Annotated in this window: 13 protein-coding genes, 2 tRNA genes and 1 pseudogene (1 of these 16 running past the window's edge); 6 read left to right on the top strand and 10 right to left on the bottom strand. The window is 56.6% G+C overall.

Annotated features, from left to right (window positions below; all coding sequences use genetic code 11):
• Window positions 1–95: 95 nt before the first annotated feature.
• From betA to msrB, 4 genes are all read right to left on the bottom strand, one after another.
• On the bottom strand, window positions 96–1,769 hold the full coding sequence (gene betA, locus WEB54_RS15375) for a choline dehydrogenase (RefSeq protein ID WP_368056592.1): 1,674 nt from the start codon (window positions 1,767–1,769) through the stop codon (window positions 96–98).
• 56 nt (window positions 1,770–1,825) lie between these two features.
• Entirely contained in the window at window positions 1,826–3,301 is a 1,476-nt protein-coding gene (gene betB, locus WEB54_RS15370; RefSeq protein ID WP_368055479.1) for a betaine-aldehyde dehydrogenase, read from the bottom strand.
• A gap of 1 nt (window position 3,302) precedes the next feature.
• Complete coding sequence (gene betI, locus WEB54_RS15365) at window positions 3,303–3,929, bottom strand: transcriptional regulator BetI (RefSeq protein ID WP_368055481.1); 627 nt, start codon at window positions 3,927–3,929, stop codon at window positions 3,303–3,305.
• A 404-nt stretch (window positions 3,930–4,333) separates the two neighbouring features.
• Window positions 4,334–4,729 carry a peptide-methionine (R)-S-oxide reductase MsrB gene (gene msrB / locus WEB54_RS15360; RefSeq protein ID WP_368056590.1) on the bottom strand — a complete coding sequence of 132 codons (396 nt, stop codon included), beginning with the start codon at window positions 4,727–4,729 and terminating at the stop codon, window positions 4,334–4,336.
• Window positions 4,730–4,933: 204 nt separating this feature from the next.
• On the opposite strand from msrB, the gene WEB54_RS15355 reads away from it, so the two are divergent.
• Genes WEB54_RS15355 through WEB54_RS15345 form a run of 3 tightly spaced genes read left to right on the top strand, consistent with a single transcriptional unit; the run spans window position 4,934 to window position 7,549 of the window.
• The gene (locus WEB54_RS15355; RefSeq protein ID WP_368055487.1) at window positions 4,934–6,151 is read left to right on the top strand and encodes a pyridoxal phosphate-dependent aminotransferase; all 1,218 of its coding nucleotides are present in this window, start codon (window positions 4,934–4,936) and stop codon (window positions 6,149–6,151) included.
• A gap of 43 nt (window positions 6,152–6,194) precedes the next feature.
• On the top strand, window positions 6,195–6,599 hold the full coding sequence (locus WEB54_RS15350; protein WP_368055489.1) for a hypothetical protein: 405 nt from the start codon (window positions 6,195–6,197) through the stop codon (window positions 6,597–6,599).
• Window positions 6,600–6,643: 44 nt separating this feature from the next.
• Entirely contained in the window at window positions 6,644–7,549 is a 906-nt protein-coding gene (locus tag WEB54_RS15345) for a DMT family transporter (RefSeq protein WP_368055491.1), read from the top strand.
• A 74-nt stretch (window positions 7,550–7,623) separates the two neighbouring features.
• On the opposite strand, the gene WEB54_RS15340 is transcribed toward WEB54_RS15345, so the two are convergent.
• The 4 genes and pseudogenes from WEB54_RS15340 to WEB54_RS15325 all read right to left on the bottom strand — a co-directional run bounded on the left by WEB54_RS15340 (window position 7,624) and on the right by WEB54_RS15325 (window position 12,290).
• Entirely contained in the window at window positions 7,624–8,781 is a 1,158-nt protein-coding gene (locus tag WEB54_RS15340) for a 4-phosphoerythronate dehydrogenase (protein ID WP_368056589.1), read from the bottom strand.
• Window positions 8,782–9,030: 249 nt separating this feature from the next.
• A pseudogene (gene rhlB / locus WEB54_RS15335) lies at window positions 9,031–10,263 on the bottom strand (ATP-dependent RNA helicase RhlB); the annotation flags it as partial.
• A gap of 449 nt (window positions 10,264–10,712) precedes the next feature.
• Window positions 10,713–11,603: an NAD(P)-dependent oxidoreductase gene (locus WEB54_RS15330; RefSeq protein ID WP_368055494.1), complete on the bottom strand. Its 891-nt coding sequence runs from the start codon at window positions 11,601–11,603 to the stop codon at window positions 10,713–10,715.
• Window positions 11,604–11,687: 84 nt separating this feature from the next.
• Entirely contained in the window at window positions 11,688–12,290 is a 603-nt protein-coding gene (locus WEB54_RS15325) for an elongation factor P hydroxylase (protein ID WP_368056587.1), read from the bottom strand.
• Between the two features lie 346 nt (window positions 12,291–12,636).
• Between WEB54_RS15325 and WEB54_RS15320 the strand changes: the two genes are divergently transcribed.
• Window positions 12,637–14,052, top strand: coding sequence for an MATE family efflux transporter (locus tag WEB54_RS15320; RefSeq protein WP_368056585.1), 1,416 nt, complete (start codon window positions 12,637–12,639; stop codon window positions 14,050–14,052).
• A gap of 5 nt (window positions 14,053–14,057) precedes the next feature.
• Here the strand turns inward: WEB54_RS15320 and tusA are convergent, their stop codons facing one another.
• The gene (gene tusA, locus WEB54_RS15315) at window positions 14,058–14,300 is read right to left on the bottom strand and encodes a sulfurtransferase TusA (RefSeq protein WP_127554908.1); all 243 of its coding nucleotides are present in this window, start codon (window positions 14,298–14,300) and stop codon (window positions 14,058–14,060) included.
• Between the two features lie 171 nt (window positions 14,301–14,471).
• Entirely contained in the window at window positions 14,472–15,473 is a 1,002-nt protein-coding gene (locus WEB54_RS15310) for a YheT family hydrolase (protein WP_368055500.1), read from the bottom strand.
• Between the two features lie 206 nt (window positions 15,474–15,679).
• Here WEB54_RS15310 and WEB54_RS15305 point away from each other — a divergent pair.
• Window positions 15,680–15,755 (top strand) — tRNA-Asn (locus WEB54_RS15305).
• A gap of 57 nt (window positions 15,756–15,812) precedes the next feature.
• Window positions 15,813–15,867 (top strand) — tRNA-Asn (locus tag WEB54_RS15300); it runs 121 nt beyond the window's last position.

The following is a 15,867-nucleotide window of genomic DNA, read 5'->3' as shown; positions in this document are numbered from 1 at the left end:
CTGCGGACTACCCCACAGAGGCATACCCGGCACCCGGTGCTAGTCTCCCTAGCGAACTTCGAAACTAGAGTTAAATTAAAAAATCATTTAACGCCTTAACGTTGCGCCGTTTTCCATTCGGGGTGTTCCCATACCGCTGCTGTCGACGGTGTAATTGGCACGCGGCCGCGAATATGATCTGCACATTTCTCGGCCAGCATGATGGTCGGTGCGTTCAGGTTGCCGCTGACGACACTCGGCATAATGGACGCATCGACAACGCGCAGGTTATTCACGCCATAAACGCGTGCCTCACTATCCACAACAGCCACAGGGTCATCCGCCGCCCCCATCTTGCAAGTGCAAGACGGGTGATAGGCACTGTCGGCTTTTTCGCGCACAAAGGCGTCAATATCTGCATCGCTCTGGACGTTAGAACCCGGCTGCAATTCTTCACCGCGAAACGGTTCAAAAACCGGTTGTGCCAGAATCTCCCGGGTCAGTTTTACCGCCTGACGCATTTCCCAGCGATCACGCTCGGTGCTCAGCAAGTTAGGCTGAATAATCGGGTGATCGGCCGGGTTGCTGGATTTGAGCTTTAAATAACCGCGACTGGTTTGGCGCATCGGACCTACGTGGCACTGGTATGCATGCACCTCGGGATCTACCCGGCCGTGATCGATGACTTGTGACGGCAAAAAATGAAACTGCAGATCTGGATGACGAACGCCCGCTTCGGAGCGGATGAAACCACCAGCTTCAAGGTGCGCGGTGCGACAAGCGCCCTTGTCGTTGTCGATAAACCAGGTCACACCAGCGATCGTTTTGTGCGGCTGATGGGTGTATTTGTAGAGCGTCAGTGGTTGCGTGCAGGCTTGCTGCACATACAACTCCAGATGGTCCTGCAGGTTTTGACCAACGCCAGGGCGGTGTGCAACAACCTCTATACCAAGTGCCTTCAAGTCAGTCTCATCACCGATACCCGACAGCATCAGCAGTTGCGGTGAGTTGATGGCGCCACCACTGAGAATGACTTCCCGGCGGGCCTTCACCCGCACCATTTTGTTATTCTGCAGGTATTCGACACCCACGGCGGTATCGCCGTCGAACAGGATGCGTTGCACCATGGCACCCGTCTCAGCACGCAGATTGGGACGGTCCAGTACCGGACGCAGATAGGCCTGGGCGGTGTTCCAGCGTTTACCCTGCTTGATGGTCATATCCATGACCCCAAAGCCTTCTTGCTGGTAGCCATTCATATCGCTGGTGTGCGGATAGCCAGCTTGCTGACCGGCTTCGATAAAGGCATCGAACAGAGGGTTGGGGTGGTCACCGGTGTGTACGTTCAACGGGCCTTCACCACCGCGATATTCATCGGTACCCACTTCACGGGTTTCCGCTTTGCGAAAATAGGGCAGCACATCGGCATAGGACCAGCCTTCGGCGCCCTCTTCCTGCCAACGATCGTAATCGTAGGCGTGGCCACGAATATAGACCATGGCGTTCAGCGAAGAACCGCCGCCCCACACTTTGCCACGCGGCCAGTACAGTTTGCGGTTGTTCATATGGGCTTGCGGTTCGGTGTGATAATACCAGTTGTATTTCTCACCACTGAGGTTATAAGTGAGCGCCGCTGGCATGTGTATTTTCCAGGTGTCGTCCTTGCGGCCGGCTTCCAGCACCACTACCTCAACATCGCTGTCTTCCGAGAGCCGATTGGCCAGGACGCACCCGGCCGACCCCGTACCCACGATGATGTAATCCGTTGTCTGATCAAACGAAACAGTCATATCGATTTAATACCACTTAAATTTCATGTCATACGACGCTACAAAACACATCGCTGTTAAAAAGGTGACTCAACCGGCCCCATGCCCACGTAAACCGATTTAATCTGGGTATAGTGATTCAAGGTCGCCAGACCGTTTTCGCGGCCAATGCCAGAATGCTTGTACCCACCTACTGGCATCTCGGCCGGAGAGTTGCCATAGGCGTTGATCCAGCAGATACCCGCCTGCAACTGGCCCACCACACGATGCGCACACTGGATATTGCTGGTAAATACACCAGCCGCCAGGCCGTATTCGGTATTGTTTGCGCGCGCAATAACCTCGGCTTCATCGTTGAATTTCAGCACCGACATTACCGGCCCGAAAATTTCGTCACGTACCTGGGGCATGTCATCGGTGCAGTCAGCAAACACCGTGGGTTGTACAAAATAACCCTGCTCGCAGCCTTTGGGCTGAACCGCTTCACCGCCGGTTACCAGGCGAGCACCGGCCTCGACGCCCGCTTTGATGGCCGCCACGACCTTGGCCTGATGATCCGCAGAGATCAGTGCACCGAGATTGGTGTCCGGATGCATCGGGTCACCGATCACCACATTGCGTTCGGTACGCTCTTTAATTTGTTCCAAAAAGGCGTCGTAAATGTCCGCATGCACAAAGACGCGGGTGCCGTTGGTGCACACTTCGCCCTGGGTGTAGAAATTGGCCAGCAGCGCAGCGCCCACGGCGTTGTCGAGATCGGCATCGGGGAATATGATCAGCGGGGACTTGCCACCGAGTTCCATGGTGACGTCTTTAAGCGTGCGCGCCGAATCGGCCATAACTTTTTTACCGGTACCCACTTCACCGGTGAACGACACCTTGGCTATATCCGGGTGGCCGGTCAGTGCCTGACCAACGCGATGGTCGCCCTGCACCACGTTAAACACGCCCGCTGGTACGCCTGCCTCATAAAATATTTCAGCTAATTTGGCCGCGCCCATGGGCGTTTCTTCCGAGGGTTTAAACACCATGGCGTTGCCACAGGCCAGCGCCGGTGCGGCTTTCCAACAAGCGATTTGCAAAGGGTAATTCCAGGCACCAATGCCTGCGCACACGCCCAGCGGTTCGCGTCGAGTATAGAAAAAATCGCCGCCCAGGTCGTGGTGTGTGCCTTCGATTGCCGAGGTTAACCCCGCGTAATATTCGATGGCATCGGCACCGGTGACCACATCTACCACACTGGCTTCCTGCCAGGGTTTGCCGGTATCCAGCACTTCTAGCCGGGCCAGTTCATCATTGCGTTCGCGCAACAGCGCTACGGCTTTGTTTAGAATACGGGTGCGTTCCATCGCGGTCATGGCCGACCAGGTCGCAAACCCGCGTTGCGACGATTGCACAGCGGCATCCACCAAAACAGCATCGGCCTGCTCAACCTGATACAAAACAGCACCAGTGGCCGGGTTGATGGCCGGAAAGGTTTCACCGGACTGGCTGGGGCGATAAGCGCCATCGATAAAAGACTGCAGCAAGGCAGGCGTGGCTGGGGCTGTCATTTCAGGCAGACTCCTTCAGTAAAGTGGGTTTGGTCGGAATCGAGGCAATCATCTGGTTCACATGATGACGGCACACCGCGATGCACTGCTCGGCGTCGATGCCTTCCTGTGTAAGCGCGCCACGTAACCACAAGCCGTCGATCAGTGCGGCCAGCGAGGTGGCGGCCAGGTGCGGATCGTCGTGACCGAGCGCCTTGAAACTGACTCTCAGATTGCTGTGCAGGCGCGATTTGTTAATTTGCTGCAACCGGGCGAACGCCGGTTCGTGCATGGCACTGCTCCAAAACGCCAGCCAGGTCTTGGCCGATAGACTGTCGGTTTGTGTTTTTGAAAAGTTGGTGGCAATGATGGCGGCAAGCCGGTCCTGCGGGGTCGGGTTGTCCGGCAAACGGGCTAGCAAGTCGATTTTAAGTTGCTGCAGCAAGTCCAGCATGGTCGCTTCCAGAAGCCCCAGCTTGTTACCAAAATAATGCGCAATGATGCCGGCCGACACACCGGCCCGGCGAGCAATGCTCTGTACGGTAGTTGCGCTGTAACCCACTTCACCAATCGATTCGAGCGTCGCGTCGATCAGTTGCTTGCGTCTTATGGGTTCCATTCCGACCTTTGGCATAGCGTTTTTACTCATCCTGACTCAATGAAAAGAATCTTAATTGATCGGATATTACCACCAAATGACCACAATTCTTTTTTGATTGGTTGTTCAATATAAAACAACTTAATGCATCGACCCCTAAAGTTCAAGGGCCAAGTTGACACTTTCTTTTACATTGAGAGGGGTAATTCGACGGGAAACAGAGGCTTGTCCGGCTCGAACATCGTTTCGTGATCAAAACGAATAGTTGAGGAGCAAGTTGGAAGGTTGACTAATTAAGTGGCTTGCCGGGGTCAGTGGCCGTGGTACGCGTCGACTACCGGTGGTGCCTCTGCGGGGTCGGCGTAAATCCATCCATGCTGCGGACTCCCCCGCAGAGGCACCACCGGCACCCGCCGCTCGAACTGTGAGTCCACTTAAATTTTTAAGTCAGAGGCTCAGTCTTCTTCCAGATTTAGCGAGGCTGAATTAATGCAGTAGCGCAACCCGGTTGGGGCCGGACCATCCGGAAACACGTGCCCGAGGTGGGCTTCACACTGGGCACAGAGCACCTCAATGCGGGTCATGCCATGCGTACTGTCTTCACGCTCGATGATGGCGTCCCGGTTCAGGGACTCATAAAAGCTCGGCCAGCCGCAGCCTGCGTCAAATTTGGTATCGGAACGGAACAGCTCGGTACCACAGCACACGCAGCGATATAACCCGGGCGTCGTGGTATCCCAGTAAGCCCCGGAGAAGGGTCGTTCGGTTCCGGCGTGACGCGTCATCTGGTACTGTTCCGGCGTCAGTTCCGCACGCCACTGGTCGTCGGTCTTCACAATTTTGTCTGTCATGCGGGTCTCCCATAGGAAAGTGTCTGGCGTCGCCTTATACTCAGCGCCAATACGTTGTAGTTTGGACCCTCAAGGCTGGCACAGTCACCAGAGAGCCACAACCACATACACCAGGAGTCTGTCGGACTCCTAGCCTAATTATCGATTGTCAATCATGTTCCGGCCATTATCCCCGGTTTGATCCGTTGCATCCTCAGGAGTGCCATGAAAACGCTGCATAAATCTCACAAGCTGGCCAATGTGTTTTACGACATTCGCGGGCCCGTGCTCGACGAAGCCCGGCGCATGGAGGATGAAGGCCACCGTATTTTAAAGCTGAACATTGGCAACCCCAAACCTTTCGGTTTTGACGCCCCGGACGAAATTATTACCGATGTTATCCGCAATTTACCGCAGGGCGAAGGCTACAGCGATTCAAAAGGTCTCTACCCCGCGCGCAAGGCGGTTATGCAATACTACCAGCAGCGCGACGTTCAGGGTGTTGAGATCGACGACATATACCTGGGCAATGGTGTCAGCGAGCTGATCCAGCTGGCTTGTATGGGCCTGCTCAATACCGACGATGAAGTACTGGTACCCGCACCCGACTACCCGCTGTGGACCGGCGCTGTCACCCTTTCCGGCGGCAAAGCCGTACATTATCACTGCGACGAAGGCGCCAACTGGTTTCCAGACCTGGACGACATCCGCAGCAAGATCACCGAGCGCACCAAGGCCATTGTGCTGATCAACCCGAACAATCCGACTGGCGCGGTCTACTCCAAACAGCTGCTGCTCGATGTCGTGGAAATTGCGCGCCAACACAACCTGGTGATTCTGGCCGATGAGATCTACGACAAGATCCTGTACGACGACGTCGAACATCACTGCCTCGCCGCCCTGTCACAGGATGTACTGACGCTGACCTTCAATGGCCTGTCCAAATCGTACCGGCTGGCCGGGTTTCGCTCCGGCTGGCTTGTCGTCAGTGGTCCAAAACACAAGGCGGTCGACTTTATCGAGGGGTTAAACATGCTGGCCAGCATGCGGCTGTGCGCCAATGTTCCGGCCCAATACGCAATACAAACGGCGTTGGGCGGTTATCAGAGTATCAACGACCTGGTCATCCCAGGTGGGCGCATGCGCGATCAGCGTGACCTGTGTTATGAACGCATCGAAGCCATTCCCGGCCTCAGCTGCGTGCAGCCCAAAGGCGCACTCTATATGTTTGTTAAAATGGACAAGCAGAAATTCAAGCTAACCGACGATGAACGGCTGGTGCTGGACCTGGTGCGCCAGGAAAAAATGCTGGTGGTGCACGGTCGTGGCTTTAACTGGCCAGACGTTGACCACTTCCGGCTGGTGTTTCTGCCACCGCGTGAAGTACTGAACGATGCCATGAACCGGCTTGAACGCTTTTTCAGCCACTATACCCAGGCCTGATTCGCACCATCAGGTTTTATTGAACAAAGCCAGAGGGAATCCGATGCTGGATATTCACATCACGGAATTCTACAACGACATGGCGCGCATACTGGTGACCCTGTACCGCCATTTTCCGCGCCGGGTGTCGGTTTACATTGAAGACATTAGCGGCCCGGATACGCCCGACGAATACGGCCTGCACAGCGACCGTCACATGGCCTGCTTCAATACCGTGCTGTGGCTGACCGAGGAAGGCCTGATGCGCTACAGTGATCACGAGCGATCGCTGGCGATAAACCACTGCGTACTGACGCTCGATGGGTTTCGCCTGCTCAGCCAGATCGACCCCGTCGAGGGCGGCGTTTCCCGCATCGACGAATTGCGCATTGCGTTGCAGGAAGGCTCCTCCGATATGACCGAAGATATCCTGCGCCGGCTGTTGATGGCGCACCGGCCCAATCGATAACTCCTTTTGATGCCAGCCTTGCGGTTGGCGAACCGGGAAACTGAATGACGTCTTACACGGCTCGCGGTCTGTGGCTAAAAGCTACGCCCATCCTTTTTGTCCTGCTCTGGAGCACTGGCTTCATCGGCGCCAAATACGGCCTGCCCTATGCCGAGCCCTACACCTTCCTGTTTGTACGCTTTGTATGTGTGTTGGCCGTGCTGTTTGTACTGATACAATTTCTCAATGAACGCTGGCCCCGGGAGCCTCGGCTCTGGCTGCATATTGGAATCGCCGGTATGTTGGTGCACGGGTTGTATCTGGGCGCCGTGTTTACCGCCATCGGTCTTGGCATGCCAGCTGGGGTAACGGCTTTGATCGTCGGGTTACAGCCACTGGTAACCGCAATACTGGCGCGTTTCTGGTTGAGTGAAACCATCAACGGCCGGCAATGGCTGGGCATACTCCTGGGGCTTGCCGGCATTGTTCTGGTAATGTCCGAGCAATTGGATATTAACAACCCAGGCCAGCTGTTTGTCGGTTTTGGCTGGGTCGCCATACTGAGCGCGTTTTCCGCTCTTCTGGGCATTTCCGTCGGTACGCTTTATCAGAAACGCTACTGCACCGGCATGCCTCTGGTGACCGGTACCTTCATACAATATCTGGGAGCCTGCCTGATACTCGGACTCGGCGCCTGGCTGTTCGAGACGCGAGTCATCGACTGGACGCCAACCTTCACCCTGGCGTTACTCTGGTTGATTTTCGGTCTATCGATCGCTGCCATTCTGCTGCTGATGACCCTGATCCGCCGTGGCGCCGCATCCCGTGTAGCCAGCCTGTTTTATCTGGTACCACCGGTCACCGCGATAGAAGCCTGGATACTGTTCGGTGAAAGCCTGGGTCTCGTGGCCCTGACCGGCATTGCGGTCGCTGTGGTGGGGGTAGCACTGGCGGTTAAACAGCCTGGCTGACGCTAGTGAACTGGAACTCTCTATGCTGGGCTAGGAGTCTGTCGGACTTAGCATGAATCGACTGTGGAGGCGGGTCAGCAATCTAAAGCGCAAAACCCCAGTTTGCTGAGCCAGTCCCGTGATTCCTCAGGCACATTCACCAACCTGGCCGCCGCCAGCTCCCGGCGTTTCGGGTAATGTTTGCGCAGACTGTCGAAGACGGCGGGCTGAACGATGCCGTTATCCAGAGCGTAGCGCATCGCGACAGTGTCACGGGCCGGGTCGTGCAGGGCCTGAATCAGCTCACTGCCCAATTGTTCCGGGGTGTCGGCGTCGAAAAAGTGGGCGTCGAGCATGGGGCCTTCAGGCAAGTCCGGCCCCGGCGGTAAAGGCTGGTTTGCCCACTGATACAGTGCCTCTGCCAACATCCGCGTACCTGTCCATTTGCCTTCCTGGCTGTAGCCAGCCACATGTGGGCTGGCTTGATAAACCGCATTGAGCAAGGCTTCACTTACCCGGGGTTCGTCTGGCCATACGTCGAGCACTGCCTTTATCTTTTCGGCATCAAGCATTGCTTGCAGGGGGGCTTCCTGGATCACAGGGCCACGACCGGCGTTGATCAGCCAGGCACCTGATTTTAGCCAGGCAAGTTGCTCCTCACCGATCATGCCTTCTGTCGCGTGCTCGCCTTCTCTGGTTAGCGGCGCGTGCATGCAAACGATGTCAGAGGCCAAAAGCAAGGTGCGTAAATCAACAAAGCCGCCCTGCCCGCTTTGCTCAGCTTTGGGTGGATCACACACCAGAGTGCGAACGCCCAGGGTTTGCAAGCGCTCAACCAGCTTGCCACCGACGTTGCCTGCACCCACCACACCAATGGTCTGTTGCCACCAGGGTAACTCCAGATCCAGATGCAGACGGGAAAACACAGACAGCACCCAATCGACAACGGACTGAGCGTTGCAGCCAGGCGCATGGTGAAAGGCAATACCCTGCTCCGCCAGAAAGTCCTGATCGATATGATCGGTACCGATGGTGGCACTGCCCACGAACCGCACAGGCGTACCCTCGAGTAGCTCGGCGTTAACCGTGGTGACGGAACGCACCAGCAGAACGTCAGCGTTGATAAGATCGGATCGGGAAAGAGAGCGACCCGGCAGCCGGGTCAGAAAAGCCGCGAGCCCTGAGAACCAGGGCTCGACATGGGGCATGTTCTCGTCAGCGACGATGCGCAGCCCCGGTTGTGCATTGGGCATTTAAACAGAACCGTCTTTACGGTTACCCCGATCATCGTCCGCTTCAACCGGATCGGCATCATCGGATTCAGAGTTCACAGTCTCTTGCGACTCGGCACTGGCACCGGTTTCAACGTCTTTTTCATGTTCTACGTCGTTAACCTGTTCCGCGTCTTTTCCTTGTGTTACGTCAGTGCCTTGCTCCGCATCAGCACCCTGTTTCGCGTCTTCTTCGGCTTTTGACAGCGGGGTGGTCTCACCAATTTCAGCCAGCCACTCTACCGGTGGCTGTTCCAGCTCGATCTTGCGCTTGATGTAGTCTTCAATCGCAGGTATCTGGAAGGAATCGTCTTCACAGGCGAAGCTGATGGAGACACCCTTGGCGCCAGCACGACCGGTACGGCCAATGCGGTGCACGTAGTCTTCGGCATCTTCCGGCAAGGTGTAGTTGACGACGTGCGATACGCCTTCAACATGAATGCCGCGGCCAGCGACATCGGTCGCGACCAGCACGGGTACCTTGCCTTCCTTGAAGTTGTCGAGCGTTTTGATGCGCTTGGCCTGGGGCACTTCGCCCGACAGCACTTCGCATTGAATGCCGTCTTTGCCGAGGCGCTCGCTCAGGTCCCGAACGATGTCGCGGCGGTTGGCGAACACCATCACCCGGTCGGCATTCGGCTGACGCAGCACGTGACGCAACAGCGGGTATTTTTCAGCCGTCGTCACCAGATAGACATGTTGCTCAACGTCTTCGGCGGTTTTTATTGTCGGTTCCACTTCAACCCGTACTGGCTCCTGCGTCCAGCGTTCGGCCAGATTAAGGATGTCGTAGGAGAAGGTGGCCGAGAACAGCAGCGTCTGACGCTCTTCGGTTTTCGGCGTCGCCCGAACAATGGTTTTGATGTCTGGAATGAAGCCCATGTCGAGCATGCGGTCGGCTTCATCGATCACCAGGGTTTCAACCTGATCCAAGAACACCTGCTTGCGATTCATAAAGTCGATCAGACGACCCGGCGTGGCGACCAGTATGTCGAGTCGGCTCTCTTCCAGCTGCTTGCGCTGCTTGTCCATATCCATACCGCCGACCAGAGCGGCCACTTTCAGGCGGCTGTGCTTGGTCAGGGCTTTGGCATCGTCGGCAATTTGCAGCGCCAGCTCACGTGTCGGGGCGAGAATCAGGGCGCGGGGTTCACCGGCGTACTGCTCCGGCAAACGATGCTCCATCAGGTCGGTAATAACGGTGATCAGGAAGGCCGCCGTTTTACCAGTACCGGTTTGCGCCTTGCCAATGCAGTCGTGCCCTGCCAGCGTATAAGGCAGCGTCATCGCCTGGATGGGGCTGCAATACTGGTAGTTCATTTCATGGATGGCGCGCATCAGAGCGATGGGCAAAAACAGATCGTGAAAACGAACTTTGCCGGGTTCTTCGGGAACTTTGAATTGAGAAATGTGCCAACGGGGTTTACGAGGTTTTCTAGCTTGACTTGTCACAGATTCACACAGACCAATATAGTTGGAGGCACTCAGCGATTCACCGGCTGGGTACCTGTTGGTTTTACGGCAACTGACCCGTCCGTCCTGTCAGGACCGGCAATATGGGTCGTTACCCTTCGTTGTCCGAAGGCCACCCGGTTGTAACACATCGGGGGGTGGCGGGCTTCGGCGGTAATGCCTTACTAAAGAACACAACAAGGGCCATAAGCCCGTTTATTGTCAACACACTTGCGCTCGTTTTTCGGGTTTGCCACCGGGCTCGGGCCGGGCTTCATAAGCCAGTCAATCACCGTACCGGGAGCAGGGGCTGGGCCCGCAGCGCCGATTTTAGACTGGGCGCTACTCCCGCGTCTGCGCAAGCGGTGCCGATTGTAGCGCACTTTTTACGCACTCTCGACCTTTTCAACACGATCGACCCCCGCCAAAGGAAGCAACGGTTAAAAAGGCAAACGAGCCGGTTATTTTCCGGGCCATTCCGGCGCCAAGCGGCGAATCAGGACCGAGGTATCACAGCGGTTCATGCCGGCATCCTGCAATTCCCGGTAGTAACCATTAACTTCGGTCGCCACCGGCAGTTCAAGGCCCAGTCGGCTGGCTTCGGCCAGGGCATAGTTCAGGTCTTTGCGCATCCAGTCGATGGCGAAGCCGAAATCGAACGTGTCTTCCGCCATGGTCAGGGCCCGGTTGTTCAGTTGCCAGCTTTGGGCCGCGCCACCGCCCAATACCTGCTGGACATCCTCAATGTTCAAACCAGCCGCTTTGGCCAGGCTAATGCCTTCGGCCAGGCCCTGCAAAATACCGGCAATGCACACCTGATTGACCATTTTACACAGCTGGCCGCTGCCTGCGGGCCCGAGCAGACGGGATTGCTTGCCAATGGCGTCAAACAAAGGCTGAGCGCTCTCAAAAGCCTCAGGTTCGCCACCGCACATGATGCTCAGCTGGGCATTTTCGGCCCCCGCCTGCCCGCCCGACACCGGTGCGTCGATAAAAGACAGACCCTTCTCGCGACAGGCGGCATCCAGTTCACGCGCCAGGTCGGCCGAGGTGGTGGTGTGATCGATAATCAATGTGCCTGGCCGGGCGTGGGCCAGAGCCCCGCCCTCTCCCAGCAAGATGGAACGCACATCGTCGTCATTACCGACACACACCAGAATTGCATCGACGTCCTGAGCAGCCCCGGCCGGTGTGTCAGCCTCGCTACCACCGTAAGCCTCTACCCATTTAGCCGCCTTACTGGCGGTACGGTTGTAGACACACACCTCAAACCCGGCCTGCTGCAAATGCCCGGCCATGGGAAACCCCATCACTCCCAAGCCCAAAAAGCTAACGCGCTGAATTGAAGCCATGCACTCTTCCTCTGCCTTGTATTCAGAATCATCCGACAATAAGCGACACATCGCTCGCCCGTCCAGTCATAGATTGGTAGGAAGCTATCGAGGAAGCTCGGTGAAACAGCGAGCATCGGGCCAGGGCCGGTTGAACTGCTCGCACAGTCGTTGTACGGCCACTTGCGCCCGCTGTGGCAAAGCGTCGGCCAGGTAGCGCTGGGCTTGCAGCTGCACGGCCCGTCGAAAAGGACGATTATCGGTCGGGGTACCGTTCAGGTTATCGGTACTGGTGCGGAACGGTCGGCCGGTCGCCGAGGCCAGCCACCATTCGATGGCCTGGGGCTTTACCTCAACCTGCTCAAACGCCGCCTGCTGCCCGGCATCGCGCCCGTCCGGACAGTACCAATAGCCATAATCTTCCCGCCGCCGCCGCCGGGCACCGGCCAGGCACCAGTGGGCGGCCTCATGCAGAGCACTGTTGAAGTAGCCGTGGGCGAAGACGATTTGGTGAAGACCGCCAGACACAGCCGCAGGCAAGTAGACTGGCTCGCCGGAACCGGCCACCAGCTGAGTTTGCCAGCCCTGCTCCAACCAGGGGTTCAGACAATCGAGCAGGTCCGTCACGCCAGCCTCCCATTGAGCAATCGGCAAGATGCCCAAGTCACTGGCAACGCTAAGGTTGAATGGAGTTGAAACTGCCTGCATGAATTCGCCTTCGAATCGTTCGCCGGGCAGTTTACTGTTTGCGAAACACTACGCAAGTCAGGCATGGCCAAACCGACACTGGATGGCGAAACGCCCCAAAAGTGCGCATACTATCGCGCCTTTGAAACTCCCGAATTTCGGAATTCGCATCGAGTTAAGTATCAGATACCGGTTGTGCCTTTCCGGGGAAGTTCGCAGCAGGGATGCTGCGATCTAGGCCCCATGGACGGGTTCACGCCGACCCCGGAGAGGCATGACCGGTAGCTGATACGAATTCCTGGCAATACAGCAGGATCGAACTCCGAGGCTTGTGTTAAATAGTGTATGTCACGTCAAGGATTCAGCAGTGGACCAGAGCCATCAACCCAAACCCATCCGCCAGGCTAGCCTGGTAGGCCGCACCCTGAGCGAGTGGAAAACGCTGGCATTGCTGGGCGGACCGATTCTTGTCGCTCAGCTGGCACAAATGGCAAACGGAGTCATCGACACCATTATGGCCGGCCACGCCAGTGCCGAAGATTTGTCGGGCGTGGCCATTGGCACCAGCCTCTGGGTTCCCCTGTTTTTGTTTTTCATGGGCGCACTGAGCGCCCTGCAACCGATTATTTCCGGTTATCGGGGCAGCAACACCCTGAATCGCATTATGCCGATTACCTGGCAGGGCTTGTACATCGCCGCCTTTGCAGCGGTACTGATCATCCTGTTTCTGGTTAATGTGCGCCCTATTTTGGATGTGCTGCAACTGGAAACCAACACGGCACGCATCACCCAAGGCTATCTATCAGCCTTTGCCTGGGGCATACCCGCCATTCTGGTGTTCGCGGCCCTGCGTGGCCTGACCGACGGCCTTGGTCATACCAAAGCCTTTATGACTTTCTCCCTGCTCGGCACCGGCCTGAATCTGCCACTGAACTACATTCTGATCTACGGCAAACTCGGCATGCCCGAACTCGGCGGCATTGGTTGTGGCTGGGCAACGGCTATTTCCAACTGGGTCGCCGTGACCGGCTTCATCATTTACTTGAACCGCAGCCGGCATTACAGCCGCTTCCATCTGATCGACGACTGGGTCAAACCTAACTGGGCCGATATCAAATACGTGCTGAAACTGGGCGTACCCATTGGCTTCACTATTTTTATCGAAGCCAGCGTCTTCTCGGTCATCGCCCTGTTTCTGGCACCGCTCGGGCCTGTCGTTGTCGCGGGCCATCAAATCGCATTGAATGTCGTCTCCCTGGTATTCATGGTTCCATTGAGTCTCGGCATGGCGCTGACGCTGCGCATCAGCTTTCTGATCGGTGCAAGATCAACGGACGCCGCCCGCCTGAACGCCCGCAGCTCCCTGGTTTTGGTCATGGCCATCGCCGCTGTCTATGCGACCCTGTTCTTCCTGGGCTCTGACCTGATCGCCCGCCTGTACACCAGCGACCCGGAGGTTCAGGCCGTTGCCGGGCTGCTATTGGCCTACGCCGCCATCTTCCAGATCGCCGACGTCATGCAAGTCACCTGCATCAGCGCCCTGCGTGGCTATCGCGATACCCGCATTCCAATGTATATCATGATGCTGTCATTCTGGGCCATCTGCCTGCCCCTGGGCTATGTACTAACCTTCACAGACTGGATCGTACCCGCTATGGGTGCCGCCGGTTTCTGGATCGGCCTGATCGCCGGCCTGACCAGCGCGGCCACACTACTGGTGATTCGCCTGTTCTGGTTCAGCCGTCAGCCACTGGCAAATCTGGATGTACCGGCGACCGCCTAAAACGCTCAGCGACCCGCTTTCTGCACCCAGTACCGGTATTCATCATCCAGTTTGGAATGCTGAACCAGAGTGTGATTGAGAAATTCACAAAACTGGGGAATATCACGCTCGGTCGCCGGGTCGGTGGCGACCACACAAACAACCTCATCCACGGCCATCTTGCGGATCTGGCGATGCAACATCATCACCGGTTCCGGACATCTCAATCCGCGCGTATCCAGCAAATGATCAAATTCCGGGTCTGTCATTGTGGCTCCTGGTTTGCGACTGTGGCTTGGCTAGGGTTGTTTAGTCTACCGTGGCATGAGTTCGGCGGCATTGGGTACGGTTATTCGGGGTCGTCGTGAATCCAGAGAGGCTTACCCGGCACCCAGCACGAACCCCTTGGCACCCGAAGCCGAGGTAACCAACGAACTGGATTATAAAGCCGGGCCACCGGTTTTATAATCCGCCGTTTCCAGACAGCTTCGGGCAAAGGCCAGGGCCCGGAACTCTGACCAGAGTGTTTGGTTAAGGCGCCAGCGCATGAAGCCGACGTGGCCGCCGCGCAACGGGGTTTCCAGCAGTAAGTTGGACGACGCATTGCTGGGCCTGCGATAGCAAGGGCTGGCGAGAAACGGGTCATCAAGCGCATTCACGACCAGGGTAGGTCGGCGCAGCCGGTTCAGGGCTTTGGCGCTGGAACAGCTGTGCCAATAGTCTTCTGCATCGCGATAGCCGTGTAAGGGACCTGTGTAACGGTCGTCAAACTGTTGGAAATTCCGAATCTCGTCATAGCCTTCCAGGCTTACCATCTCGGGAAAGCGCTCGGCTTTGTCGGCAATTTTGAATTTCAGGTCACGCAAAAAGCGTCGCATGTAAATGCGCTGTGCCGGTCGGGCCAGCGCATGGGCGCAGGCCTCCAGATCCAGCGGCACGCTGAACGCAGCACCTCCAAGCACCGCATCTGGTAAATCCGGCTCGGCCAGTGTCAGTACCGTCTGATTACCACCCATGCTGAATCCGACCAGAAAAATGCGTTCTACGCCTCGCTGCATAGCATGATCGATCACTGCTTTCAGATCCGCGATGGCACCACTGTGGTAAAAGCGCGGCAACCGGTTCATTTCACCGCTACAGCCACGAAAATTCCAGGCAATAACCTGCCAGCCGGCGTCATGAAAATGGCGCGCCATGCCCTGCATATAAGGCCGGTGACTGTTGCCTTCGAGGCCGTGACTGATGATAACCAGAGGGGCTTTGGCCGAATCGGCGGGCAGCTCATCCAGATCCAGAAAATCGCCGTCGTCCAGCTCCAGGCGGGTACGCTGATAAGGCACCGAGACCTGACGGAAGACCGACGGTACGATGGATTGCAGATGACCATTGGCCATGCCCCACCCGGCGACATAGGGCGGAAATTCGAGGTCGTTATAAGTCACGGGGGCTTGCTCGACCATAGCTGGCGAAGTGAGCGCGGCATTCTACTGAATCAGGACAGGCAGTGCGACCCGGCGCGGCATCAAATTTTTGAAAATACACCCTTAATTTGCCCCTGAAAATAATGACCTGACTGCAAAAAACCTAAAAAAAACAACGCATTAGTGTTGACACATCAGACCGAATCACTAGAATACAACGCCGTTGCTCCTCGATAGCTCAGTTGGTAGAGCAGTAGACTGTTAATCTATTGGTCGCAGGTTCGAGTCCTGCTCGAGGAGCCAAAAATTTAACACCGGTGTCACGCTACCCTAAGGGGTATGACGCCGGTTAGAGCTTATTCCTCGATAGCTCAGTTGGTAGAGCAGTAGACTGTTAATCTATTGGTCGCAGGTT

Source organism: Saccharospirillum sp., assembly GCF_040881935.1.
GTDB lineage: Bacteria > Pseudomonadota > Gammaproteobacteria > Pseudomonadales > Natronospirillaceae > Saccharospirillum.
This window is presented reverse-complemented; position numbering and strand designations above follow the sequence as displayed.